26 protein-coding genes, 2 tRNA genes and 1 riboswitch are annotated in these 22,901 nt (G+C 32.1%); of the genes, 25 read left to right on the forward strand and 3 right to left on the reverse strand.

All coding sequences use genetic code 11. The annotated features are described in order from the left end of the window. Positions 1 to 356 (forward strand): UPF0236 family transposase-like protein (locus tag CAAU_RS00950; RefSeq protein ID WP_192811156.1); only part of this gene is annotated, 356 nt, incomplete at its 5' end. Positions 357 to 436: 80 nt separating this feature from the next. On the opposite strand, the gene CAAU_RS00955 is transcribed toward CAAU_RS00950, so the two are convergent. After that, on the reverse strand, positions 437 to 1,048 hold the full coding sequence (locus CAAU_RS00955; protein ID WP_008907563.1) for a hypothetical protein: 612 nt from the start codon (positions 1,046 to 1,048) through the stop codon (positions 437 to 439). Between the two features lie 152 nt (positions 1,049 to 1,200). Here CAAU_RS00955 and CAAU_RS00960 point away from each other — a divergent pair, with 152 nt between their 5' ends. Beyond that, complete coding sequence (locus CAAU_RS00960) at positions 1,201 to 1,380, forward strand: hypothetical protein (protein ID WP_040305597.1); 180 nt, start codon at positions 1,201 to 1,203, stop codon at positions 1,378 to 1,380. A gap of 8 nt (positions 1,381 to 1,388) precedes the next feature. On the opposite strand, the gene CAAU_RS00965 is transcribed toward CAAU_RS00960, so the two are convergent. Continuing rightward, a tRNA-Leu gene (locus CAAU_RS00965) sits at positions 1,389 to 1,475 on the reverse strand. 45 nt (positions 1,476 to 1,520) lie between these two features. Continuing rightward, the gene (locus tag CAAU_RS00970) at positions 1,521 to 1,838 is read right to left on the reverse strand and encodes a hypothetical protein (RefSeq protein ID WP_008907565.1); all 318 of its coding nucleotides are present in this window, start codon (positions 1,836 to 1,838) and stop codon (positions 1,521 to 1,523) included. A 159-nt stretch (positions 1,839 to 1,997) separates the two neighbouring features. Here CAAU_RS00970 and aroC point away from each other — a divergent pair, with 159 nt between their 5' ends. The 23 genes from aroC (at position 1,998) to CAAU_RS01085 (ending at position 22,764) form a co-directional block, all read left to right on the forward strand. Then, positions 1,998 to 3,191, forward strand: a complete 1,194-nt coding sequence (gene aroC, locus CAAU_RS00975; RefSeq protein ID WP_008907566.1) for a chorismate synthase — start codon at positions 1,998 to 2,000, stop codon at positions 3,189 to 3,191. After that, complete coding sequence (locus tag CAAU_RS00980; protein ID WP_008907567.1) at positions 3,151 to 3,705, forward strand: RNA polymerase sigma factor; 555 nt, start codon at positions 3,151 to 3,153, stop codon at positions 3,703 to 3,705. The genes aroC and CAAU_RS00980 overlap by 41 nt, the downstream gene beginning before the upstream one ends. After that, the gene (locus CAAU_RS00985; RefSeq protein WP_008907568.1) at positions 3,702 to 4,481 is read left to right on the forward strand and encodes a hypothetical protein; all 780 of its coding nucleotides are present in this window, start codon (positions 3,702 to 3,704) and stop codon (positions 4,479 to 4,481) included. Before CAAU_RS00980 ends, CAAU_RS00985 begins: the two co-directional genes overlap by 4 nt. Positions 4,482 to 4,596: 115 nt before the next feature. Further along, positions 4,597 to 7,149 (forward strand): DNA polymerase I, encoded by a 2,553-nt coding sequence (polA, locus tag CAAU_RS00990; RefSeq protein WP_008907569.1) that lies wholly within the window; start codon positions 4,597 to 4,599, stop codon positions 7,147 to 7,149. Between the two features lie 8 nt (positions 7,150 to 7,157). Beyond that, entirely contained in the window at positions 7,158 to 7,769 is a 612-nt protein-coding gene (gene coaE, locus CAAU_RS00995) for a dephospho-CoA kinase (protein ID WP_008907570.1), read from the forward strand. Then, positions 7,762 to 8,295 carry a lytic transglycosylase domain-containing protein gene (locus CAAU_RS01000; RefSeq protein WP_008907571.1) on the forward strand — a complete coding sequence of 178 codons (534 nt, stop codon included), beginning with the start codon at positions 7,762 to 7,764 and terminating at the stop codon, positions 8,293 to 8,295. Before coaE ends, CAAU_RS01000 begins: the two co-directional genes overlap by 8 nt. Positions 8,296 to 8,342: 47 nt before the next feature. Further along, positions 8,343 to 8,426: transfer RNA gene (locus CAAU_RS01005), tRNA-Leu, on the forward strand. 189 nt (positions 8,427 to 8,615) lie between these two features. Continuing rightward, positions 8,616 to 9,128 (forward strand): GNAT family N-acetyltransferase, encoded by a 513-nt coding sequence (locus CAAU_RS13775; protein WP_008907572.1) that lies wholly within the window; start codon positions 8,616 to 8,618, stop codon positions 9,126 to 9,128. Beyond that, positions 9,129 to 9,770: a lactate utilization protein gene (locus CAAU_RS01015; protein ID WP_008907573.1), complete on the forward strand. Its 642-nt coding sequence runs from the start codon at positions 9,129 to 9,131 to the stop codon at positions 9,768 to 9,770. Between the two features lie 56 nt (positions 9,771 to 9,826). Further along, a riboswitch (cyclic di-AMP (ydaO/yuaA leader) is annotated at positions 9,827 to 9,959 on the forward strand. A gap of 2 nt (positions 9,960 to 9,961) precedes the next feature. Next, positions 9,962 to 10,444 carry a C40 family peptidase gene (locus tag CAAU_RS01020; RefSeq protein WP_008907574.1) on the forward strand — a complete coding sequence of 161 codons (483 nt, stop codon included), beginning with the start codon at positions 9,962 to 9,964 and terminating at the stop codon, positions 10,442 to 10,444. A 46-nt stretch (positions 10,445 to 10,490) separates the two neighbouring features. After that, on the forward strand, positions 10,491 to 11,114 hold the full coding sequence (locus tag CAAU_RS01025) for an SPOR domain-containing protein (RefSeq protein ID WP_008907575.1): 624 nt from the start codon (positions 10,491 to 10,493) through the stop codon (positions 11,112 to 11,114). 75 nt (positions 11,115 to 11,189) lie between these two features. Further along, the gene (nuoE, locus tag CAAU_RS01030) at positions 11,190 to 11,687 is read left to right on the forward strand and encodes an NADH-quinone oxidoreductase subunit NuoE (protein ID WP_008907576.1); all 498 of its coding nucleotides are present in this window, start codon (positions 11,190 to 11,192) and stop codon (positions 11,685 to 11,687) included. A gap of 11 nt (positions 11,688 to 11,698) precedes the next feature. After that, positions 11,699 to 12,154: an ATP-binding protein gene (locus CAAU_RS01035; protein ID WP_008907577.1), complete on the forward strand. Its 456-nt coding sequence runs from the start codon at positions 11,699 to 11,701 to the stop codon at positions 12,152 to 12,154. Between the two features lie 90 nt (positions 12,155 to 12,244). Next, the gene (locus tag CAAU_RS01040; protein ID WP_008907578.1) at positions 12,245 to 12,646 is read left to right on the forward strand and encodes a (2Fe-2S) ferredoxin domain-containing protein; all 402 of its coding nucleotides are present in this window, start codon (positions 12,245 to 12,247) and stop codon (positions 12,644 to 12,646) included. Between the two features lie 14 nt (positions 12,647 to 12,660). Beyond that, positions 12,661 to 14,454 (forward strand): NADH-quinone oxidoreductase subunit NuoF, encoded by a 1,794-nt coding sequence (gene nuoF, locus CAAU_RS01045; protein WP_008907579.1) that lies wholly within the window; start codon positions 12,661 to 12,663, stop codon positions 14,452 to 14,454. 17 nt (positions 14,455 to 14,471) lie between these two features. Next, positions 14,472 to 16,205: an NADH-dependent [FeFe] hydrogenase, group A6 gene (locus CAAU_RS01050; RefSeq protein WP_008907580.1), complete on the forward strand. Its 1,734-nt coding sequence runs from the start codon at positions 14,472 to 14,474 to the stop codon at positions 16,203 to 16,205. A gap of 144 nt (positions 16,206 to 16,349) precedes the next feature. Continuing rightward, on the forward strand, positions 16,350 to 16,613 hold the full coding sequence (locus tag CAAU_RS01055; RefSeq protein ID WP_008907581.1) for a DUF4321 domain-containing protein: 264 nt from the start codon (positions 16,350 to 16,352) through the stop codon (positions 16,611 to 16,613). Positions 16,614 to 16,621: 8 nt separating this feature from the next. Continuing rightward, positions 16,622 to 17,218, forward strand: a complete 597-nt coding sequence (locus tag CAAU_RS01060) for a Maf family protein (RefSeq protein ID WP_008907582.1) — start codon at positions 16,622 to 16,624, stop codon at positions 17,216 to 17,218. After that, positions 17,211 to 17,891, forward strand: a complete 681-nt coding sequence (gene radC, locus CAAU_RS01065) for a RadC family protein (protein WP_008907583.1) — start codon at positions 17,211 to 17,213, stop codon at positions 17,889 to 17,891. Before CAAU_RS01060 ends, radC begins: the two co-directional genes overlap by 8 nt. A gap of 16 nt (positions 17,892 to 17,907) precedes the next feature. Continuing rightward, positions 17,908 to 18,942 carry a rod shape-determining protein gene (locus tag CAAU_RS01070; protein ID WP_008907584.1) on the forward strand — a complete coding sequence of 345 codons (1,035 nt, stop codon included), beginning with the start codon at positions 17,908 to 17,910 and terminating at the stop codon, positions 18,940 to 18,942. Between the two features lie 14 nt (positions 18,943 to 18,956). After that, positions 18,957 to 19,790, forward strand: a complete 834-nt coding sequence (gene mreC / locus CAAU_RS01075) for a rod shape-determining protein MreC (protein ID WP_008907585.1) — start codon at positions 18,957 to 18,959, stop codon at positions 19,788 to 19,790. A 14-nt stretch (positions 19,791 to 19,804) separates the two neighbouring features. After that, positions 19,805 to 20,311, forward strand: coding sequence for a rod shape-determining protein MreD (gene mreD / locus CAAU_RS01080; protein ID WP_008907586.1), 507 nt, complete (start codon positions 19,805 to 19,807; stop codon positions 20,309 to 20,311). A gap of 14 nt (positions 20,312 to 20,325) precedes the next feature. Continuing rightward, positions 20,326 to 22,764, forward strand: coding sequence for a penicillin-binding transpeptidase domain-containing protein (locus CAAU_RS01085; protein WP_008907587.1), 2,439 nt, complete (start codon positions 20,326 to 20,328; stop codon positions 22,762 to 22,764). Positions 22,765 to 22,901: the final 137 nt, after the last annotated feature.

The following is a 22,901-nucleotide window of genomic DNA, read 5'->3' on the forward strand; positions in this document are numbered from 1 at the left end:
GGATAGAAATATATAAAGATGACGATGATGTAATAGGATGCAGCGCAGAAGGGCATGTAAGCCATGTATTATCGGCGAGATTAAGCAGCAGGCCATTAGGATGGAGCAAGGAAGGATTAAAGATAATGGCAAAGCTAAGGGTATTTAGCAAGAATGGAGGAAATTTAAGGGAAATAAGTGTGTTTAAGGAAGATGAAAAAGCCTTCAAGGTAAGTAAGAAGAAAATAAAAGAAGCGATAAGAAAGATAAATAAATCTTCACGTGAAGTTATGAATAATATAACGATATTGAACATAGGGAAAGTAACGCCAATTTACAGGATATTAAAATCAATAAAATATGAAAATATAATTTAAGTTTTTTAAATTTAACAAACGCCTTGAAACTAGCTAATTTAAGGGGTTGTCTATAAAAATTAACCTACAATATCTTGACACTATCCCTCATCATTTATATTTTTATCTTTAGCAAGTTTTGCTATATAATTTTTTTGATTTTGTGTTGCATAGTCAACCTTTTCTTCTTTAACTTCAACATTTTCATCTGTAATGAGCATTTCCTCCATGTCTTCAATGTCTTGAGTAAAAATTCCAGAAGTCCTTGTCGCTGATAGAGTAGCATCTATTAAGGCTCTTTTTTTGGCCATTTTTAATATGGTGTTTACAATTGTATAGGGATTTTGTCTTGCAAATTTTGTTTCTTTGCTATTGCAGGAACCTAATCCTTCAGAAATTATTTCCCCAGTTTTTTTACTTCTTAAGGAACACTTGCAAAGATAGTAGAAAAAACCTTCCTTCCAGTTTTCAACTTTTTCCAGTATATCAACGTTTATTGTAAAGCCATATAGATTACACAGCTTTTCAGCCCCAGGTTTAAATAAACTAGGTTTGGGGCTTCCTGGAATTTTACCGTAATCTTCTCCTTCCTTCATTTGGCTTTTTATAAAATTTTGTATAAGTTTAAATTGTTCTATTTCTCTTTCTATTATCTTTTCGTTAAGGGATTCTCTTTCATCATATATAATTAAATTTTTTTCTAGGTTATCCATTTTTACACCTCCACCTCTTAATTATATTATACTTCATTGAGAGAGTTTTAAAATAAAAACTGCTAATAATAAATACTAAATTTATTTGAATATTATCACAAATTTTTTGGTTGTGAATAGAATAATTAAAAATATCAAGGGGGATAGGTTATATGCTTATAGAAAAAGATTGTCTAATAGTATATTTATTGGAACGTCTATATGTCATGGTATTAAAAATTGATGCTAATAAAAGTGATGATTATGAAAGGGGATATATAAAAGGATTTAAGGATTGTATTGAGGAAGTAAACAAATATCAGGAGTATATAAATAAAAAAGGTGGCATATAAGCCACCTTTGGTGCCGAAGGCGGGAGTCGAACCCGCACGGGTGTTACCCCACCGGATTTTGAGTCCGGCGCGTCTGCCAGTTCCACCACTTCGGCAAGGACATTTATATATTAACATGGAATTTTATTTCAGTCAATATATTATTTATTATTTTTTGCCCTTCTTGGTTTTGGCTTTGGTCTGCCAATGACCTCCTTTTTTTTGTTTATTTTTTCAAAACTAATAAGATCAACAAAGGTTAAAGTAATTAACGAAACGATAATCATTTGAAGCCATTGAACAATAGGAAGTTTATAAAGATTACCTAAAAACGGAGGTAAAATAAAGAATATGATAAGTAATATGATTAAATGATGCTTTTTAACATTGTATTTAAAAATATAGGGACGCAAAAAATTAAAAAGAACTAATGAAATCAATACGATAGCTAAAATAATTCCAAGTTGAGTCCAGAACATATTATTCCCCTTTCATAAAAAAGTAAAGCAGTTACAAAAATTATTATACCAATAAATGAATATATTAACAATATCAATTTATATTGAGTTGTGGTAAAATATTCTTAGGTTAGAAGTGAAATACAAAATAAGTCAAAAAATGTCGAAAAGGTGATGGGTATGTTAAGATTTTTAGATGCAGGTGAATCCCATGGCAAAATGTTAGTGGCTATCATAGAAGGATTTCCATCAAATGTTGAAATAAATATAGAAAATATAAATCGACAGTTAGCAAGAAGACAAAGGGGATACGGTAGAGGAGGAAGAATGCTTATAGAAAATGATAAAATTGAAGTGATATCAGGGATAAGAGGTGGCAAAACTACCGGGGCACCAATATGCATAGCTATTCATAACAAAGATTATGAAAATTGGAAAGAAATCATGGATATAGAAAAGGAATATAAGGAAAAGATTATTGTTCCAAGGCCAGGCCATGCAGATCTTAATGGAATTTTAAAATATAATTTGGATGATATAAGAAACGTTATTGAAAGGGCAAGCGCAAGAGAAACAGCAATAAGAGTTGCAGTTGGTGCAATTTGTATGGAACTTTTAAAAATTTTTCACGTCAAATTTATTAGCAGGACGGTTAGAATTGGTAATGTTGCCGATGATTCAATAATTGAGGAATATTCAGATGAAATATTAAATAGAATAGAAAAGTCCCCAGTAAGATGTTTAGACAAAGAAAAAGAGCAGGAAATGATAAATTTGATTGAAAATATTAAAGAGGCTGGTGATACCCTGGGGGGAGCTGTAGAAGTTATAGCCTTTAATGTTCCACATGGACTAGGTAGCTATTCCTTTTATGATAGAAGGATGGATTATATGATTTCAGGAGCAATGATGTCTATCCAGGGAGTTAAAGCGGTAGAAATTGGAGATGGTTTTGAAGCTCCAAATATTTTAGGAAGCCAGTTTAATGACAAAATAACTTATGAAGGTGGAAGCTTTAAAAGAAAAAGCAACCACTTAGGAGGAATTGAAGGTGGAATAACAAATGGTATGCCGCTTGTTGTTCGCCTTTATATGAAGCCGATTCCTTCCATAAGACAAGAATTTGAAACGGTTAATTTATTGGGAGAAAAAGTAAAAAGCAGATACGAAAGATCTGATGTTTGCGCTGTTCCAGCTCTAGCAGTAGTTGCTGAAAACGTATTGGCCTTTGAAATAACAAAAGAAATATTAAATAAATTTTCAGGGGACAGTTTAGAAGATGTTTTAAATTCGTTTTATCATTATTATTTAAGGGTTGATAGGGGAGTAGATTATGGAGGAAACATTATTAATTCAGCAGTGCAAGGAAAATGATATAGATGCCTTTGAATCTTTATTTAAACAGTATGAAAACAAAATATATAATATAGCGTATTATATTTTAAAAAATGAGCATGACGCAATGGATGTTACTCAGGAAGTGGCTCTTAAAATATATAGATCTATTTCAAACTTTAAAGGCGATAGTAAACTTTCAACTTGGATTTATAGAATTACCTATAATACTTGTCTGGATTACATCAAAAAAAGAAAAGAAGACCTTTCATTGGATGAATATATAGCCATCGAAGGTGAAACTATAGATAATACCGAAGATACATATGAATCTAATGAACTTAGGAATATAATTAAAAATTGCATTTTGAAGTTAAATGAGGATTTTAGAACAATTATTGTCTTAAGGGATGTGCATGGCTTTTCATATCAAGAAATAGCAGGGATATTAAACATCGAGGTTGGAACTGTTAAATCGAGACTTAACCGTGCTAGAGAGGCACTTAAGAAGGAATTAATAAAGAATGGTATTGTAAGGGGGCAAAAAGCATGAAGGAACAAAATTACATTTCAAATCTCTTTAACGATGAAAAGGATTTTGAGGGAGGTCTTTTGAGAAGTTTAGAAATTACGCCGCCACAAAATATGCATGAAATAGTTATGAATAAAGTTAGAACATCGGAAAGAAGATATAGAAACAAATTATTATTTAGAAGATACGTATCAGCAGCTGCTGCAGCCTTTATATTTGCAATAGGTATAGGAACATACTTTAATAGAAGTATAAACAAAGAATCTGAAGTTAAAATAGTTTCTGAAATAAATAATCAAAAGGAAAAGGTTAATATAGAAAACATAATTTCAGAAAACGAAAAGGTAGATGAAAAAGTAGAAGTTACAGTAAAGGATAATAAAACCAATGTGACAAAAACTAATAGACAGACTAAGCCAGTTCTAAAGAAAAATGTAAAAGATTCTAATGTAAATAATAAAGAAAATAACGCCAAAGAATCTCAAAAGGAAGATGTTCTTGTTGTAGCTTCTTCAGATAAATACGACTTTAAAGCAAATGACAATAACCTTCAGACTTCTCTAAAGTCTACAACTTTAGTATATAATTATGAAATTATTTGCAGTAAAGAAAATACACAAATAGTTGAATATTTATTATCAAATGCAGTAAAGGTTTCAGAAGAAATTTACTCCATAAATAAAGATAAATTTGAAGAACTAAAAGCATTTTTAAGCAATAACGGTATAGAACTTAAAACAGTAAACGAAGTTTCAAACGATGTTAATGAAATTAACATAAAACTAGTTTTAAAATAACCCTATCAATTCCTCCTTGCCAAATTTGGCAAGGAAATTTTTTTGTTTCATTTAACATAATTGAGAATTTAATATATAATTTAATATATAAAAATTAATTTAAGGAGAGAAGGTTATGACTAAGAAAATTATAATTATAGATTCCAATAGTCTATTGAATAGGGCATTTTACGCATTGCCTCCAATGAATACATCAACGGGGCAACCTACGAATGCGGTTTATGGATACACTGTTATGCTCATTAAAATAATCCAGGAAATGATTCCAGATTATATTATTGCTGCCTTTGATAAAAGTAAGAAGAACTTTAGGCATGAAAGGTTTATTGAATATAAAGCGGGAAGAAAAAAAATGCCTGATGAGTTGGCACAGCAAATAGAACCTACTAAAGAAATATTACGTGCCTTTAATATAGAAATTTTAGAGCTAGAAGGATATGAAGCTGACGATATTATAGGGACGCTTTCTAAAGGATTTTCAAATAATGATTTTAAGGTCAATATAATTACAGGGGATAGGGATGCATTGCAGCTTGTTGATGATAATATAACGGTATTAATGACAAAAAAAGGGATAACTGAGCTTGAAGTATATGGTGTAGAAGAAATAAAACAAAGGTTTGGCATTGAACCTCAAAATATTATTGACCTTAAAGCTTTGATGGGTGATGCATCTGATAATATCCCTGGAGTTCCAGGAATCGGTGAAAAGACAGCACTTAAGTTATTACATCAATATGGAAATCTTGATAATATATATTCGAATATTGATGAAATTAAACCAGAAAGAATTAAAAATTTATTATTGGAAAACAGAGAAGTTGCATATCTTAGCAGGGAACTTGCGACAATAAAAATTGATGTTCCAATAGAAATTAATTTAAATGAAGGCATTTTAAAATATGATTTAAATAAAGTTATAGACATTTTAACAAAGTATGAATTTAAGAGTATAATATCTAAAATTAAAAAAGAGGAAAATGAATCTGCAATAGAAGAAATAAAATTTGTTGATGATCTAAGCGAGATTGAAAAGATAAAGCAAGAAATATTTAAAGAAGGACAATTTGATTTTTGCTTAATAGAAGAAAATAAAAAAGTAGTAGGAATGGTAGTAAGGGATTTTAATATAATTCCTGCAGCATTAATTGATAAATTTTATGACATATTTATGGATGAAAAAATAATAAAAAATACATATTCATCAAAGATAGCTTATAAGTATTTAAAAGAAAGACAAGTAGAGATAAAAAACTTAGATTTTGATGCAGAAATAGCTGCCTATGTCCTTAATCCTTCATTAAACGATTACTCAGTAGAGTATATAGTGAATAAATATTTAAATAGAAATATAAGCAAAGAAAAGTTGCTTTACTGCTATGGGGTTTTTATTAATAATATAGTTACAATAAAGGAAAAACTCATGGAAGAAATTGACAAACTAAACCTTGCAATCTTATACAAAGAAATTGAACTGCCACTTGTAGAAGTGTTGGCTGAAATGGAGATCAATGGTTTTAAGGTTGATAAGGAAACTTTAAACAAAATAGGGTTTCAGTTAAGCGAGGAAATAGATATATTAACAGGACAGATATATGATTTTGCAGGCGAGGAATTTAATATAAATTCGCCAAAACAACTTGGAGTTATTTTATTTGAGAAACTTAATCTTCCTGTGATTAAAAAAACTAAGACAGGATATTCGACTGATGCAGAGGTCCTTGAAGAATTACTGCCCCACCATCCAATCATTGAAAAGATAATACAATATCGACAATTAATAAAATTAAAAACAACATACATTGATGGTTTAATGGATGCAATTTCTGAGGATGGGAAAATACATTCTAACTTTAATCAAACAGTTACTGCCACAGGAAGAATTTCAAGCACGGAACCTAATCTTCAAAATATACCTATAAAATTAGAACAAGGAAGGCAAATTAGAAGGGCCTTTGTTCCTACAGATGATGACTATGTCATTTTATCAGCCGATTATTCACAGATTGAGCTTAGAGTATTAGCACACCTTTCTAAGGATGAAAACCTAATAGATGCATTTACAAAAGGACAGGATATTCATACTAGAACTGCATCAGAAGTTTTTGGGGTTAAAATGGAGGAAGTAACTCCTTTACAAAGAAGCAGAGCAAAAGCAGTAAATTTTGGTATAGTTTATGGTTTATCAGATTTTGGCTTAGCAAAGGATTTAAAAATATCAAGAAAAGAAGCTAAGGAATATATCGAAAATTATTTTGAGAGATACAAAGGAGTAAGGAATTATTTAGACTGGATTGTTGATTTTGCAAAAGAAAAGGGATATGTAACAACAATTATGAATAGAATAAGGTATATTCCGGAGATTCGTTCAACCAATAAAACAGTTAAGATGCTCGGAGAAAGGCTGGCTATGAACACTCCTGTTCAAGGTTCTGCGGCAGATATTATAAAAATTGCAATGATTAAAGTTTTCAAAAGGCTAAAGACAGAAGGATTAAAGTCAAGAATAATACTTCAGGTCCATGATGAATTGATTATTGAAACTTATAAGGACGAATTAGAAAACGTAAAAAAAATAGTTAAATATGAAATGGAGAACGCCGTTAAACTTGTTGTTCCACTTGTGGTTGATATCCATGTAGGAGATAATTGGTATAATGCAAAGTAGGTGATATTTTGATAGTTTTAGGATTAACTGGTGGCATTGCGTCGGGAAAGTCAACAGTTTCACAAATGCTTAAGGAAAAGGGGTTTCCAATTATTGATGCAGATATGATTGCGAGGGAGATCTTAAAAATTGGAGAGGTAGCCTTTAATAGGGTAATTGAAAGTTTTGGAATTCAAATATTAAACCCTGAAGGAGAAATCGATAGAAAAAGACTAAGGGAAATAGTTTTTAATGATAATGAAAAGCTAAAAACATTGAATGAAATAACTCATCCTGAAATCCTTAAAAGAATTAATGAAAAAATAAAAATTTACGATACAAAGGGATATAGATTATGTGTTGTAGATGCAGCACTGCTGATAGAAACAGGATTTTACAAAAATGTTGATTTTGTCTTACTTGTTTATTGCGATAGAGAGACCCAGTTAAATAGGTTAATGAATAGAGATGGATTAACTTATGAACAAGCTATAAGAATGATTAACTCTCAGATGGATTTTGAAGAAAAGAAAAAGTATGCCGATTATATTATTGATAATAGCAAAGATTTAGAGAACACTAAGAAACAATTGGACTACATTATAAATAGCATTTTAAGCATGGAGGAGATGAATGAATAAACGGAAGTTATTTCTTATATTGCTTTTTCTAATTTTATTTTTAAATCTAAAAAATATTTTTAAAATCTTTTATCCGATAAAGTATAGTGAATATGTTGTAAAATATTCTGAAAAATATAGTGTTGATCCCTACTTAATATATGCACTTATAAAGGCAGAAAGCAATTTTGATGAATTTGCATTGTCCCATAAAGGTGCAGTAGGCCTTATGCAAATTACTCCTAATACCGGTAGATACATTTCTACTTTACTGAAGGAAAAAAACTACAAAGCTACAGATTTATTTGATCCGGAAAAAAATATAAAATATGGTGTGTTTTATTTTAAAAAGTTATACAGCGAATTTGGAAATGATTTAAATTTAGCTCTTGCTGCATATAATGCAGGGGAAGGAAATGTTAGAAAATGGATGATAAATAATAAGCTCAAAGAAGAGATGCTATTTAAAGAAACAAAACTATACATTAAAAAAGTAAAAAAATATTATATGATTTATAAATGGATTTACCAAAACGAAATTTTATAAAAAGTGTTGACAAAAAAGATTAAATTTGCTAATATATATTGTGTCAAGCGGAGATGGCGGAATCGGCAGACGCGCACGTTTGAGGGGCGTGTGGGTATCCCGTGCGGGTTCAAGTCCCGCTCTCCGCACCAAAAGTGATAATATGGACCTTGTATGACAAGGTCTTTTTTTTATGCCTTAAACAAAATAATACACATTTTGTCTAATCTAAAGAGGCATATAACAGATAATAAGTTATATTTTTAACAATAATTTTTAAAAGGATTTTACACATTTGTGTTGAATATAAATAAATAGTAAATATTTAAGTAGGTGATAGGTTGTTACATATAAATATTTCCCACAAAAGCATTGTTATTAAAAATGTTTCTTTAGATTCCTTAAAGGATATTGTAGAATGCATTAATTCTGATGAAAGTAATCTAGAAGCTATTGGAATTAATAAAAAAATTGATTTGGGATTTATAAAAGAAAGGTATATGGAAAGTCTTGTTAATCCTTTAGAATTTTTTTGCGGAATATATCAAGATTTTAAAATGGTGGGAATAATTAAAGGAAGAGTAGAAAAAAAATCTATTCACGAGGCGTGGTTTATGACCTTTATTTTAAAATATGAATTAAGAAATAAAGGATTAGGAACTTATATCCTCGGTCTAGTAGAAGATTATTTAAAAACTATGTATAGTATACAAAGGTTTTGCGTAGTTGTGTCAGAGGAAAACAAAGGCAGTAAAAATTTTTGGCTTAAAAATGGTTATACCATCGAAAGAGTATCAAATTATTTCAAATTAAAAGATAGACCAGTTAATATATTGGTAAAGGGGGCAAAATAAATGAATCAAAATGTAAATTGGTATCTGGAAAAGAAATTAGAAAGGGTAAAACAATCACTTGAAAAAAATAATTATGAAGTTTTTATTGCTGAAGACATAGAAAATGTAAAGGAAATATTAAAGAATATTATTGAAGAGAAGAGCACTGTATCCTTTGGAGGTTCAATGACCCTAATTGACGGAGGAATAATAGAATATCTTAGAAAATGTAATATAACACTGCTAGATAGATATAAAGAAGGCTTAACTCCTGATGATATTGCGGAACTTTACAGAAAATCGTTTTTTGCTGATTATTACATAACAAGTTCAAATGCTATTACTGAGGAAGGATATCTTGTAAATTTAGATGGTAACGGCAATAGAGTTGCGGCAATGATATATGGCCCTAAAAAAGTTATTATTATTGCTGGAATAAATAAAATTGTTAGGGATCTTAATGAAGCATACACAAGAGTTAGAAATTATGCATCTCCAATAAATGCAAAAAGACTATCAAGAAAAACGCCGTGTGTTGAGAAAGGGATATGTTTAGATTGTAATTCCCCAGAGAGAATTTGCAATCACTATGTAGTAACTTATAGACAAAACGTAAAGGGAAGGGGAATTATTATCTTAGTAAAACAGGAATTAGGATTTTAATAATTAAATTTTTTTAACATATATTGAACAAATTTTACGCATATTGATATAATAGTTAAGAGATAATGCCGAATCCCAAATGGGTACGGAGGAACCATATTTTGGGGTGAATCTGATATGTATTATCAGTAGGGAATTCCTTCTTCCCGAACCCGTCAGCTAACTCCGGAGGCATAGGAAGGAGTAGAATAATGAAAAGGAAAAGAATGTTTTTACCAACAATTTTACTTTTAACTATTTGTTTATTTAATTTTAAAGTCAATGCTAATATTAATGATGCAAGGAATAATCGACAAGCAATATCAAGGGGGCCACAGCTGGTTAGTTATGCTAAAAGATTTTTAGGGATAAGATATAAGTGGTCTGGACAATCACCTTCAGGTTTTGACTGCTCAGGTTTCACATCTTATGTTTTTAAGTCCTTTGGGATAGAGTTGCCCCACAGCTCTTATGGACAGTTTACGTCAGGACAAAAAATTTTAAAATCACAATTGTTGCCGGGGGATTTAGTGTTTTTTCAAACATCCAAAAGAGGAATATCGCATGTTGGCATTTACATAGGAAATGGTAAGTTTATTCATGCATCGTCTGGTAAGGGATACGTTACAATAACAAGCTTAAGTGAACCCTATTATTTAAAAAGATATAGAGGTGCAGTCAGAGTATTAAGATAGAGCAATGCTCTATCTATTTTTCTGTATTAAATTAGGGGTTGAGGGTATGAGATATATTAGAGTCCAATTGGAAGAAAAAAATGATTTTAAGAAAAATATCATAATAATGTTTCTGACTATTTTTATATTTTCAACAATTTTTGCATTTATGATAGATCAAAAAAATATGTTTACTTCTAAAAGGGTTGAAAATCAAGATGATATTAAAATAGATACAAATCAAAGGGTAACATTTTATTTATTCCAATTAGGCTTTTTTAATGAAAGAAAGAATGCTGAAAATTTGGTTAGAGAATTGAATGCTAAAAACGTAACGGCAACTTATGTAGATATTAATGGGAAATATCATGTTATTTCATGGATTGACTATATAAAAGATGATATAAAAATTTATGAAAACTATTTGATTAATTTAAATTTATCATATATAATAAAAAATGTCGAATTATCAATTAATAATAAGGAATATGTAGAATTAACAAAAGCTGTTATTAAACAAATAAGCTTATTGAAGGGGAAAATACAACAAGAACAATTATCAATTGATAATATCATTAATACAAATGATGAGAGAATTAAAAAATTTTATGATGAATATCTTTTGTTTTTAAAAAATACAAAAAAGGTGATATTAACTCGTGTTTACGTAATTTGGCTAATGAGATTATAATATTAAAAAATTTTCATTAGTCCAAATTTCATAATAAAGCATGTTAGTAAAATATCAAACAAGGGGAGTGAAATTATGAATCAACAAAATTGCTGCTGTTGTGGTGGAAATCAAGTAGACGAAAGATTAGAAAAGGCAAAAGAAGTTATCCAAAAATACAAGGATGTTAAAGGTGGCCTAATACCAGTATTACATCAAATTCAAAACATTTATGGTTATCTTCCTGAAGATGTATTAAAGATTGTATCACAGGAGTTAAATGTTCCAATGTCAGAAATTTATGGAGTAGCTTCCTTTTATTCATATTTCTCACTTGAACCAAAGGGTGAACATATAATTAGAGTATGCCTTGGAACAGCTTGCTATGTTAAAGGTGCACAAGGTCTTATTGATAGATTGTCTAAGGAGCTTGGAATTGAAGTGGGGAAAACAACTGCCGATGGAAAGTTTACATTAGAAGCTACAAGATGTCTTGGTGCATGCGGTCTTGCTCCAGTTATGGTAATTGGAGAAAAAGTATATGGTAGATTAACCCCAGAAGATATTCCAAACATCTTAAAGGAGTATAAATAAGAGGAGATTTTATGAGGGAAATTTCTCTTCATATTATGGATATAGTAGAAAATTCGATTAATGCGGATGCTACGTTGATTGAAATAGAAATAAAAGAAAATATAAATGATAATCTTCTCACAGTTAAAATAAAGGACAATGGCAAAGGGATACCTAAAGATATGTTACAATCTATTACTGATCCTTTTGTAACTTCAAGGACAACAAGAAAAGTTGGCTTAGGATTGTCTTTGTTTGAGGCAACATGCAGGGCTTGTAATGGGTTTTTAAAGGTTTCTTCAGAGGTAAGTAAAGGAACAGAAGTTGTTGCTGTAATGCAGCACGATCACATTGATAGGCCTCCGATGGGTAGAATTGAAGAAACGATTGTATCCTGCTTGTTGAATCCTAAAATAGATTTTGTTTATACACATAATATTAACGGTAAATTATTTTCAATTGATACGAGAGAAATAAAAAAATTTTAGGCTTTGATGACTTAAATCACCCAGAAGTTTTGATGTGGATAAAGGAATATATCAAAGATAATTTAAAAGAAATAGGTGGAGGTGCCTAGTATGAAAACATTGAAGGAATTAGAGGAAATAAGACAAAGGACCCTTGATAGAGTAAACCAAAGGAAGGACAGAACAACAACAAGAATAGTAGTTGGGATGGCAACCTGCGGAATAGCAGCAGGAGCAAGACCAGTTCTTCTTGCTATTATGGAAGAGGTTGAAAAGCTTGGATTAACAGATGTTACAGTTGCTCAAACAGGATGTATAGGTCTTTGTAAGGTAGAGCCCATTGTTGAAGTGTTTAAACCTGGCGAAGAAAAGGTAACTTATGTAAAGATGGATGCGGAAAAGGCAAGAAGAATAGTAAGGGAACACGTAAAGGAAGGCAAGGTAGTAGAGGAATATACACTACATGTAGTTCAAGGTAAGATACTTAACGATTTTAAGGCAGAAAATGAATGATTGGAGGGAAAGCTATGGCATTTTATCGTTCTCAGGTATTAATCTGTGGTGGGACAGGCTGCACATCATCAGGTTCAATGGATTTAAAGGAAAAGTTTCATGAAGAAGTAAAGAAAAATGGAATAGAAAATGAAATAGAAATAATAAGAACTGGATGTTTCGGACTTTGTGAATTAGGTCCAGTAGTAATAGTATACCCAGAGGGAGCATTCTACAGCAGAGTAACAGTTGAGGATGTAGAAGAGATAGTAAAGGAACATCTTGTTAAGGGTAGAGTTGTAACAAGGCTTCTATACACAGAATCAGTAGACGAAGGAAGAATAAAGTCATTAAACGAAGTAGATTTTTATAAGAAACAATACAGAATAGCCTTAAGAAACTGCGGTGTAATTGACCCAGAAAACATAGATGAATATATAGCCTTTGATGGATACAAAGCCCTTGCAAAGGTATTGACAGAAATGACACCACAGGAAGTTATAGAAGTAGTTAAAAAGTCAGGCTTAAGAGGAAGAGGAGGCGGAGGCTTCCCAACAGGACTTAAGTGGGAGTTTACGGCAAAGTCACAGGGCGATCAAAAATATGTAATATGCAACGCTGATGAAGGGGATCCAGGTGCCTTTATGGATAGATCTGTTCTTGAGGGGGACCCACACTCAGTATTAGAAGCGATGGCAATAGCAGGATATGCTATAGGAGCAAATCAAGGATACATTTATGTAAGAGCGGAGTATCCAATAGCAGTGCAAAGACTTGAAGTTGCCATAAAGCAGGCAAGGGAATATGGAGTTTTAGGCAAGAACATTTTTGGGACAGGCTTTGATTTTGACATAGAGGTAAGACTTGGAGCAGGAGCCTTTGTATGCGGTGAAGAGACAGCCTTAATGAACTCAATAGAAGGAAAAAGAGGAATGCCAAGACCAAAGCCACCATTCCCAGCACAGTCAGGACTTTGGGGCAAACCAACAGTAATAAACAATGTTGAGACCTATGCAAATATTCCACCTATCATTTTAAATGGAGCAGAATGGTTTGCATCAATAGGAACGGAAAAGAGCAAAGGAACAAAGGTATTTGCCCTTGGTGGAAAGATAAGAAACACAGGGCTTGTAGAAGTTCCAATGGGAATAACTTTAAGAGAAATAATATATGAAATAGGTGGAGGAATACCAAACGGAAAGAAGTTTAAGGCAGTTCAAACAGGAGGACCATCAGGAGGATGTATTCCTGCAGAACATTTAGATACTCCAATTGATTATGATACATTAACAGCTTTAGGTTCTATGATGGGATCAGGCGGTATGATTGTAATGGACGAAGACAACTGTATGGTAGACGTTGCAAGGTTCTACTTAGAGTTTACACAAGATGAATCCTGCGGAAAGTGCACTCCATGTAGAATAGGAACAAAAAGATTATTAGAGATACTTGAAAAGATAACAGAAGGAAAAGGAACAGAAGAGGATCTTGCAAAATTAGAAGAACTATCTATTCAGATAAAGAATACAGCGCTTTGTGGACTTGGGCAGACGGCACCAAACCCAGTATTATCAACTTTAAAATACTTTAGACATGAATATGAAGCACATGTAAAGGAAAAGAGATGTCCAGCAGGAGTATGTAAGTCACTTATGAAGTATGAAATAGTAGCAGAAAAATGTAAGGGCTGCAGCATCTGTGCAAGAAACTGTCCAGCAAATGCAATAAGTGGAAAAGTTAAGGAACCATTTGTAATAGACCAAGATAAGTGTGTAAAATGCGGCGTATGTATGGAAAAATGTCCATTCAAGGCAATCGTGAAAAAGTAATTTAAGGGGTGAAGACGATGGAATTAGTTAAATTAACTATAGATGGCTTTGAAGTTGAAGTTCCAAAGGGAACAACTGTTCTTGAAGCTGCAAGAAAGATTGGAATTGAAATACCTACACTTTGCTATTTAAAGGATGTTAATAAGTTTGGAGCTTGTAGAGTATGTGTTGTTGAAGTTGGTCCAAGGCTTCTTGCTTCATGCACACTAGAGGCTGAAAATGGCATGGTTGTTAAAACAAATACTCAAAAGGTTAGAGAGGCAAGAAAGGCAGTTGTTGAATTGATCCTTTCAAATCATAAGAGAGAATGCACAACTTGTATAAGAAGTGAAAACTGTGAACTTCAGAAAGTATCAAAGGAGCTAAATATAAGGGATTTAAGATTTGAAGGAGAAAAGACTCATGAAGATATAGATAGTGCTTCAGCTTCAGTTGTCAGAGATCCTGAAAAGTGCATACTTTGTGGTAGATGTATTGCAACTTGTAGCGAAGTTCAGACAGTCTATGCTATTAACTTTGCAAGAAGAGGATTTAAAACAAAGGTTTCGCCTGCCTTCAATAAATCGCTAGCTGATACTGTTTGTATAAATTGCGGACAATGTATAATGGCATGTCCTGTCGGTGCATTGCATGAAAAGGAAAATATAAAAGAAGTATGGATGGCAATTTCTAATCCAGAAAAATTCGTTGTAGTTCAAACTGCGCCAGCTGTTAGAGTTGCTCTAGGTGAAGAATTTGGCATGCCAATTGGAACAAGAGTAACTGGTAAGATGGTGGCAGCTTTAAGAAGATTAGGCTTTGATAAGGTTTTTGATACAGATTTTGGAGCTGACCTTACTATTATGGAAGAAGGAACTGAGCTATTAAATAGATTAAATAAAGGTGAAAGGCTACCACTTATGACATCCTGCTGTCCAGGATGGGTAAAGTTTGTTGAACATTATTACCCTGAAATGACGGAAAATCTTTCAACCTGCAAGTCGCCAAGTGAAATGGAAGGAGCTTTAATTAAGACTTATTTCGCTGAAAAGATGGGAATCGATCCAAAGAATATAGTGACTGTTTCCATAATGCCCTGTGTAGGTAAAAAATTTGAAGGACAAAGAGAAGAATTGTCCCATAACGGCTTACAAGATGTAGACTATGTATTAACAACAAGAGAATTAGCACAAATGATAAAGGAAGCAGGTATTGACTTTGTAAACCTTCCTGATGAAGAATTTGATAATCCATTTGGAGAATCAACTGGTGCCGGTGTAATTTTTGGGGCTACTGGAGGAGTTACAGAAGCTGCACTAAGAACTATATATGAAATAGTTACTGGAAAGGAACTTGAAAATATCGAAATTACAGCAGTAAGAGGAGTAGAAGGAATTAAAGAAGCTGAAATTGAATTAAATGGAAAGGTAGTTAAGGCAGCAATTGCACATGGACTTGCTAATGCAAGAAGAGTATTGGAAATGGTAAAAAGTGGAGAAAAGCATTATGACTTTATAGAAGTAATGGCTTGTCCAGGTGGATGTGTAACAGGTGGCGGTCAGCCTATAGTTGATGCAAAAACAAGGGAAAGAGTTGATGTAAGAGTAGAAAGAGCAAAGGCTATATACGAAGAAGATAGGCACTTACCAATCAGAAAATCCCATAAGAATCCATATGTAATAAGACTTTACGAAGAGTTTTTAGGTGAGCCAAATAGCCATAAGAGCCATGAATTGTTGCATACACACTATGTAAAAAGAGAAAAGTATTAATTTAATATAAAGCGTGCAAGATGCCTTGCACGCTTTATTGATACTTGTTTTTATTCATAATTAATGCTAAACTATAAAGGAGAATTTGATAAGTATGTTTAAAAATTAATAAAATGTTTAAAAATTATTAAAGGGGTAGTCAATATGGGTAAGTATAATTATAGGGGAATAGGTTATCTAATAATACTGCTTTTAATATTTGGCCTTGCAGGGACAATGCTTGGAGAGATAATTGGTTCATCCCTTAATCAACTTTCTATTTTACAAAAAAGTTATTTCTTAGGGCTTAATAAACCAATATTTTTGGATTTAAAGATATTTACATTGACCTTTGCTTTATCTTTTAAAGTTAATATACTTACTATTGTAGGAATGATTTTAGGCTTTTTCCTTTATAAAAAAATGTAGGTGATGATATGAAAAGAATCCTTCTTGCTTCATCATCCCCAAGAAGAATTGAATTGCTTCGTAAATTTAATATAGATTTTGATATTGTCCCTTCAAGTTATGAAGAAAAACTTTTCGACACAGATCCTATTTCATTAGCTATAGATATGGCAAAGGGTAAAGCTCTCGACGTTGCCAAAAAACTTAATAAAGATTTTATAATAATTTCAGCTGATACCATTGTTACTAAGGATGGCAAAGTTTTTGGAAAGCCTAAAGATGAAGAAGATGCAATTAAAATGTTAAAGGTATTAAGTGGCAGCACCCATGAAGTTGTAACAGCTATTTGTGTATACGATTTAGGTAAGGAAATTTTAAAATGCGACTTTGAAAAAACAGAAGTGGTTTTTAAGGAATTAACAGAACAAGAGATTTTGGATTATATAAATACAAAAGAACCCTTTGATAAAGCAGGGGCATATGCCATTCAAGGTATTGGTAGCTTGTTTGTCAAGTCAATAAATGGATGTTTTTTTAACGTTGTTGGTTTACCAATATTTAAACTAGATCAACTTTTAAGGGAAGTGGGGGTTAATTTGTTAAAAGGGAGTGTTTCTTTTGAGTAATTTTAGAATCAGGGATATCCCCCACGATGAAAGGCCAAGGGAAAGACTTATAAAATTTGGTCCAGAATCTTTATCAAATGCTGAACTTTTGGCAATATTGTTAAGAACAGGGACAAAGGATTTTAGTGCAATAAATTTAGCACAAAACATAATTTCAAAAAATGGTCTTGACTTTTTATCTAATTGCACTATTGAAGAATTAAGTAGTATTAAGGGCGTAGGCTTAGCAAAGGCTGCACAAATCAAAGCTGCCATTGAATTAGGTAAAAGGTTAAGAGGTTTGAGAAATTCAAACAAAATCAAAATTACTTCTCCAAAGGATGTATTTAACTTAATAGGAGAAGACATGAGGTATTTAAAAAGGGAATTTTTAAGAGTTATTTTTCTAAACACTAAAAATATTGTTATTGATATAAAAGACATTTCAATAGGAAGTCTTAATTCTTCTATAGTTCATCCTCGCGAGGTGTTTAGTGAGGCTATAAGAAGGAGCAGTTCTTCCATAATAATATGTCATAATCATCCATCAGGTGATCCTGAGCCAAGCATGGAGGATATAAATATAACTAAGAGGTTATTCGAAGTTGGCAAATTAGTTGGGATAGAACTGCTTGATCATATTATTATTGGAGATGGCTGCTATATTAGCTTAAAGGAAAAAAATTTATTCTAGGAAAGGAGTATATGACATGGCATTATTTGGATTTTCAAAGGATATGGGTATCGATTTAGGAACAGCAAACACATTGATATATGTAAAAGGAAAGGGTATTATATTAAGGGAGCCTTCAGTAGTTGCTATTAGAAACGACAATTCAAGACAAGTATTAGCAGTTGGCGATGAAGCAAAAGAAATGATAGGAAGAACACCTGGAAATATTGTGGCAATTAGACCATTAAAGGATGGGGTTATTGCAGATTTTGACGTTACACAGACAATGCTAAAAAAGTTTATACAAAAGGTTACTAATGGAGGTGCCTTTGTAAGACCGAGGATTGTTGTTTGCTATCCATCAGGTGTAACAGAAGTTGAAAAAAGGGCAATAGAAGAAGCAACTAAACAAGCAGGAGCAAGGGAAGTTCATTTATTAGAGGAACCTATGGCAGCAGCAATTGGTGCAGGACTACCTGTAAATGAACCTACGGGAAGTATGGTTGTAGATATTGGTGGAGGAACAACAGAGGTTGCTGTTATTTCATTGGATGGCATTGTAACAAGTAAATCTCTAAGAATTGCTGGAGATGAACTTGACCAGTCAATTGTTAATTATATAAAGAAGGAATATAATTTAATGATTGGAGAAAGAACAGCAGAACAAATAAAGATTCAAATTGGTTCAGCCTTCCCAGAAGATGAAGAAATGACTATGGATATAAAGGGAAGAGACTTAGTTTCAGGTCTACCAAAGGTTATAAAGATTACTTCATCAGAAATAAGAGAGGCAATAAAGGAGCCTGTTACAGCAATAGTTGATGCTATAAAATTTACATTAGAAAAAACTCCACCCGAACTTGCAGCTGATATTATGGATAAAGGAATTATGCTTACTGGTGGCGGAGCCTTATTAAGAGGACTTGATAAATTGATTAATAGTGAAACACATATTCCAGTTCATGTTGCTGAGAATCCTTTAGATTGCGTGGCCATAGGAGCTGGTAAGGCATTAGAATATATCGATAAACTTTCTGGAACTAGAGGATTTGGACTTTCCAAATCTAAATAGAAAGAGGGATAATTATGGACTTTTTAAAGAACAAGCTACTTACAATAGTGCTTGTTCTTTGTCTTGCATTTACGATATTTATAGGAATAACCGCTGGTAATAAAGGAAATACTGGCATAGTTCAAAATATATTAACAACGGGGTTTAGACCCCTTCAGAAAACTTTATATGTAGCAGGGCAAAGAATAAGTAATATTTTTCAGTTTGTATCCTCTCTTGCCAGTTTAAAAAAAGAAAACGATGAGTTAAAAAAGGAAGTAGAGGAGCTAAGGCTTAAATTAGTAGACTTTGAAAAGTTTAAAAAGGAAAACGAAGAGCTTAACAAGCTACTTAATTTTAAAAATTCCAATAGAAATATTAAATTATTAGGAGCGAATGTTGTAGCAAAAGTTGGTGGGGAATGGTTTGATATTTTATTGATTGATGTAGGAAGTAACGATGGTGTGAAAAAGGGGCAATATGTTATTGCGGGAAACGGTTTTGTTGGACAAGTAATAGAAGTTAATCCAAATAATTCCAAGGTAATGACTATTTTGGATGAAATGGCTAATATTCCTGCTAAAGTTTCTTCTACAGAGGATATTGGTCTTCTTACAGGTATAAAATCAATCAACAAAGACAAACAATGCAAAATCAGTATGCTTCCCTATGATACTAAGGCAAAGGAAGGAGATTTAGTTGTAACTACCAATATTATTTCTGAAGGAGATAGTATCATCCAAGACAATATTTTAATAGGGAAAATAACATCAATTGAAGAGGAAAAGCCAAGTCTTACAAAAGTTGCCTATATAAAACCAGAAGTAGATTTTAAAAAATTAGAAAAAGTTATGGTTATTATTAAGTAGGGGAGAAGAATAAAGTGAAAAGAGTTTTAACTTTTATTTTAATTTCAATTTTTATTTTAATAATGCAGCAATCCTTTTTATCAGGGCTAAAAATAAACTTTTTGGCCCTTGATGCTACTCTAGCTTTTATCGCATGCTCATCTTTGCTATTAGATGAGGTTGAATCCTTTATTGTTGCATTAGTAACAGGACTAATTGTTGATAGCTTTTCACCCTATGTTTTTGGAGTTAATTCGATTATATATATATCTATATCGTATTTGTTTACATTAGTCCAAAAAAAGATTTATAAAGAAAGAACATTAATACTAATATTATTAAACGTCTTGGCGGTTATATTGAAATATTTGATTATATTTGGAAGTTATTATATTGTATCAATAAAAATTGACTTTATAAAAATAATTAAAGACGTGGTTCCTTTTGAAATGTTTTCTAATATAATTTTTGCCATTTTTCTCTTTAACTTTTTAAAAAAGGTAGTTAATATTGCTTTTTTACAAAAAGAATGGAAGTTTTAGAATAGGGTGATAATATGAAAAAAAATGAAGCAGCAAGAATTGCTGCCTTTAAATTTATTGTTTATTTTGTCTTCATTACATTGATATCAAGAGTTTTCTATCTGCAAGTCGTTAACGGCGAATATTATAGAACACTTGCAGAAGAAAAGGGAAGAAAGTTTATAAATGAAATTGCACCAAGGGGAGAGATTTTAGATCGAAATGGCAATAAACTTGCAACGAATGTTCAAAGTTTTAATATAACTTATAATAACGTCAAGTCAAAGGCAGATAATGATGAAATTAATAAGGTTTTATTAGATACGATTAGATTAATAATTAAAAATGGTGACGAACAAAAGATAAATACACCAAATTTTCCTATAGTTTATGAAAATGGTATCTTTAAATTTGACTTTGGCTCATCAGAGAAGGAAATAAATAAAAAAAGAGAAATAAAATTTAAAGAATTTTACAAACTTGATGATGGTTTAAATGCAAAGGAAAGCTTTATTGAATTAGCAAATAAGTTTGGCCTGTTAGATTCATATAACAATAATAAATTTATCTTTAAATATAATATGACAATTGACGAAGCTTTGAAGTTAATTGCCTTTAGGCATTCGATTCAAGAGTCGATATTTTCACAATACAGGGCAATATATGTTGCAAAAAACGTTAGCAAAAAAACAGCCCTTGCTGTTGAATATAAAAGAAACAATTTGCCAGGGATTTTTACAGAAATATCACCAATAAGAAAATATCCATATGGTGAAGTTGGTTCAGCCTTTTTAGGATATCTAGGTAAAATTAGTGAGGAGGAAAAGGACTACTATTCAAGCTTAGGCTATGATATAAGCAGGGAATTGATAGGAAAGCAGGGACTTGAAAAAGCATTAGAAAATAATAAGGAGTTAAATATAGCACTAAGGGGAGAGCCAGGAGGTATTGAAGTTGATGTAGATAAATTTGGAAGGATACTGCATGAGACCGCAAGGCTCGATGCAATACCTGGTGATTCTGTAGTAACAACTATTGATGTTGAATTGCAGAAGGTAACCGAAAAGGCCCTTGATGAAACTATGGAAAATATAAGAACAAGAAAAATTCCAACTGATGAACCTTATCCTAACGCAAACATTGGCGCTGCAGTTGTCGTTGATGTAAGAACTGGAGAAATTTTAGCTTTAGCAAGTAGGCCAGGATTTGATCCAAATTGGTTTGCAGAAAAAGGGTCACCATCAAAGGAGCTTGTAGAGTATCTGTGGCCACAGGGTCGAGATTTTGGTTTAGTTCCTCTTCCTACATTTAATTATGCAACTTATGGGACTGCACCACCAGGATCCACATTTAAACCATTGGTTGCCATTGCAGGACTTCAGGAGGGAGTTATAACACCTGATACTATAATAGTTGATAAAGGTGTGTATGATGGATTACCAGGATTTCATGGTGCCTGCTGGATATGGAATGAAAAAAGAAGGACTCACGGTCCTGTAGATGTAGCAAAGGCTATACAGGTTTCCTGCAACTACTTTTTCTTTGAAGTAGGAAAAAGATTAGGGAGGGAAAAATTTAACGAATGGGCCTATAAATTTGGACTTATTAGAGACCCTAAAACAGGAGAGATGCCTAAAACGGGAATTGAGATTGAAGAAAAGCCAGGTGAAGTTGCTAATCCTCAAAAAATAGTGAGAAGCAATGTTGATTATACTATGTATGTTATAAAAGAAACACTAAAAAATAAATACAAAATTTATACAATCGATAGTGGAACGCCTGGATATAAGGCATTAAGAAATATGCTAATATCTGGTCAGTATGATGAAAATTTACTAGATTCAATTGGTATATACGATGAAAAGGCTAAAAAGTATATTAAAAGTGAATTAAATATTCTGCATACTGTAGCAAATAAATTTTTCCAAATTTTAAATGCTTCTATAGGTCAAGGCAATACTGACTTAACTCCCCTTCAGATGGCAAGCTATGTTTCTACTTTGGTAAATGGAGGAAATAAATATAAACTGCACCTTATAAAAAAGGTATTAAACCCTGATGGAACATTAAAATATGAAAATAAACCTGAAGTTTTGCAAAAATTAGACTTAAATCCTAAATATGTTGAAGCTGTTAAGGAAGGCATGAGGAAGGTTACAGAAGAGGGTGGAACAGCTTCTTCAACATTTAGAAATTTCCCTATTCCAACAGGTGGGAAAACAGGAAGTGCTTCGGTAGATGATTCATTAAAGCTCAAAGGGCGTGCTGCCTATGGCTGGTATATTGGATTTGCTCCCTATGATAATCCAGAAATTGCGGTTGTTGTTGTAATTTACAATGCAGGACATGGAAGCTATGCTGCACCTGTTGCAAGGGCAATATATGAGCAATATTTTGGGCTCAATAAACCTGCAACTAATTCCACAAATAATACAAATAGTAGTTCGAATAATCAGCTTAATAGAAATAATTAAGCTTGGCTGTCGTTTTGCGAAAACGACAGCTTTTGTTCATTTTATGTATTTTTTTAGTTTCTTTTGTATGATAAAATAATAATTAAACGAAAAAATAATTTAAAATTATGAAGGATTTAAGCTTTTTGTGAAGAAAT

This window comes from Caloramator australicus RC3, from assembly GCF_000297115.1.
Taxonomy (GTDB): Bacteria; Bacillota; Clostridia; order Clostridiales; family Caloramatoraceae; genus Caloramator; species Caloramator australicus.

Excerpts from the sequence above, each read along its gene's own strand:
- CAAU_RS01015 (WP_008907573.1), top strand. The coding sequence starts at position 9,129 with ATGAATCAAAATGTAAATTGGTATCTGGAAAAGAAATTAGAAAGGGTA.
- CAAU_RS00980 (WP_008907567.1), top strand. The coding sequence starts at position 3,151 with ATGGAGGAAACATTATTAATTCAGCAGTGCAAGGAAAATGATATAGAT.
- CAAU_RS01000 (WP_008907571.1), top strand. The coding sequence starts at position 7,762 with ATGAATAAACGGAAGTTATTTCTTATATTGCTTTTTCTAATTTTATTT.
- CAAU_RS01060 (WP_008907582.1), top strand. The coding sequence starts at position 16,622 with ATGAAAAGAATCCTTCTTGCTTCATCATCCCCAAGAAGAATTGAATTG.
- CAAU_RS00960 (WP_040305597.1), top strand. The coding sequence starts at position 1,201 with ATGCTTATAGAAAAAGATTGTCTAATAGTATATTTATTGGAACGTCTA.
- CAAU_RS01035 (WP_008907577.1), top strand. The coding sequence starts at position 11,699 with ATGAGGGAAATTTCTCTTCATATTATGGATATAGTAGAAAATTCGATT.
- nuoE (WP_008907576.1), top strand. The coding sequence starts at position 11,190 with ATGAATCAACAAAATTGCTGCTGTTGTGGTGGAAATCAAGTAGACGAA.
- CAAU_RS01025 (WP_008907575.1), top strand. The coding sequence starts at position 10,491 with ATGAGATATATTAGAGTCCAATTGGAAGAAAAAAATGATTTTAAGAAA.
- CAAU_RS00970 (WP_008907565.1), bottom strand. The coding sequence starts at position 1,838 with ATGTTCTGGACTCAACTTGGAATTATTTTAGCTATCGTATTGATTTCA.
- mreC (WP_008907585.1), top strand. The coding sequence starts at position 18,957 with ATGGACTTTTTAAAGAACAAGCTACTTACAATAGTGCTTGTTCTTTGT.
- CAAU_RS01040 (WP_008907578.1), top strand. The coding sequence starts at position 12,245 with ATGAAAACATTGAAGGAATTAGAGGAAATAAGACAAAGGACCCTTGAT.
- CAAU_RS01020 (WP_008907574.1), top strand. The coding sequence starts at position 9,962 with ATGAAAAGGAAAAGAATGTTTTTACCAACAATTTTACTTTTAACTATT.
- polA (WP_008907569.1), top strand. The coding sequence starts at position 4,597 with ATGACTAAGAAAATTATAATTATAGATTCCAATAGTCTATTGAATAGG.
- CAAU_RS01085 (WP_008907587.1), top strand. The coding sequence starts at position 20,326 with ATGAAAAAAAATGAAGCAGCAAGAATTGCTGCCTTTAAATTTATTGTT.
- CAAU_RS00985 (WP_008907568.1), top strand. The coding sequence starts at position 3,702 with ATGAAGGAACAAAATTACATTTCAAATCTCTTTAACGATGAAAAGGAT.
- CAAU_RS01050 (WP_008907580.1), top strand. The coding sequence starts at position 14,472 with ATGGAATTAGTTAAATTAACTATAGATGGCTTTGAAGTTGAAGTTCCA.
- aroC (WP_008907566.1), top strand. The coding sequence starts at position 1,998 with ATGTTAAGATTTTTAGATGCAGGTGAATCCCATGGCAAAATGTTAGTG.
- nuoF (WP_008907579.1), top strand. The coding sequence starts at position 12,661 with ATGGCATTTTATCGTTCTCAGGTATTAATCTGTGGTGGGACAGGCTGC.
- CAAU_RS01055 (WP_008907581.1), top strand. The coding sequence starts at position 16,350 with ATGGGTAAGTATAATTATAGGGGAATAGGTTATCTAATAATACTGCTT.
- CAAU_RS01070 (WP_008907584.1), top strand. The coding sequence starts at position 17,908 with ATGGCATTATTTGGATTTTCAAAGGATATGGGTATCGATTTAGGAACA.
- CAAU_RS00955 (WP_008907563.1), bottom strand. The coding sequence starts at position 1,048 with ATGGATAACCTAGAAAAAAATTTAATTATATATGATGAAAGAGAATCC.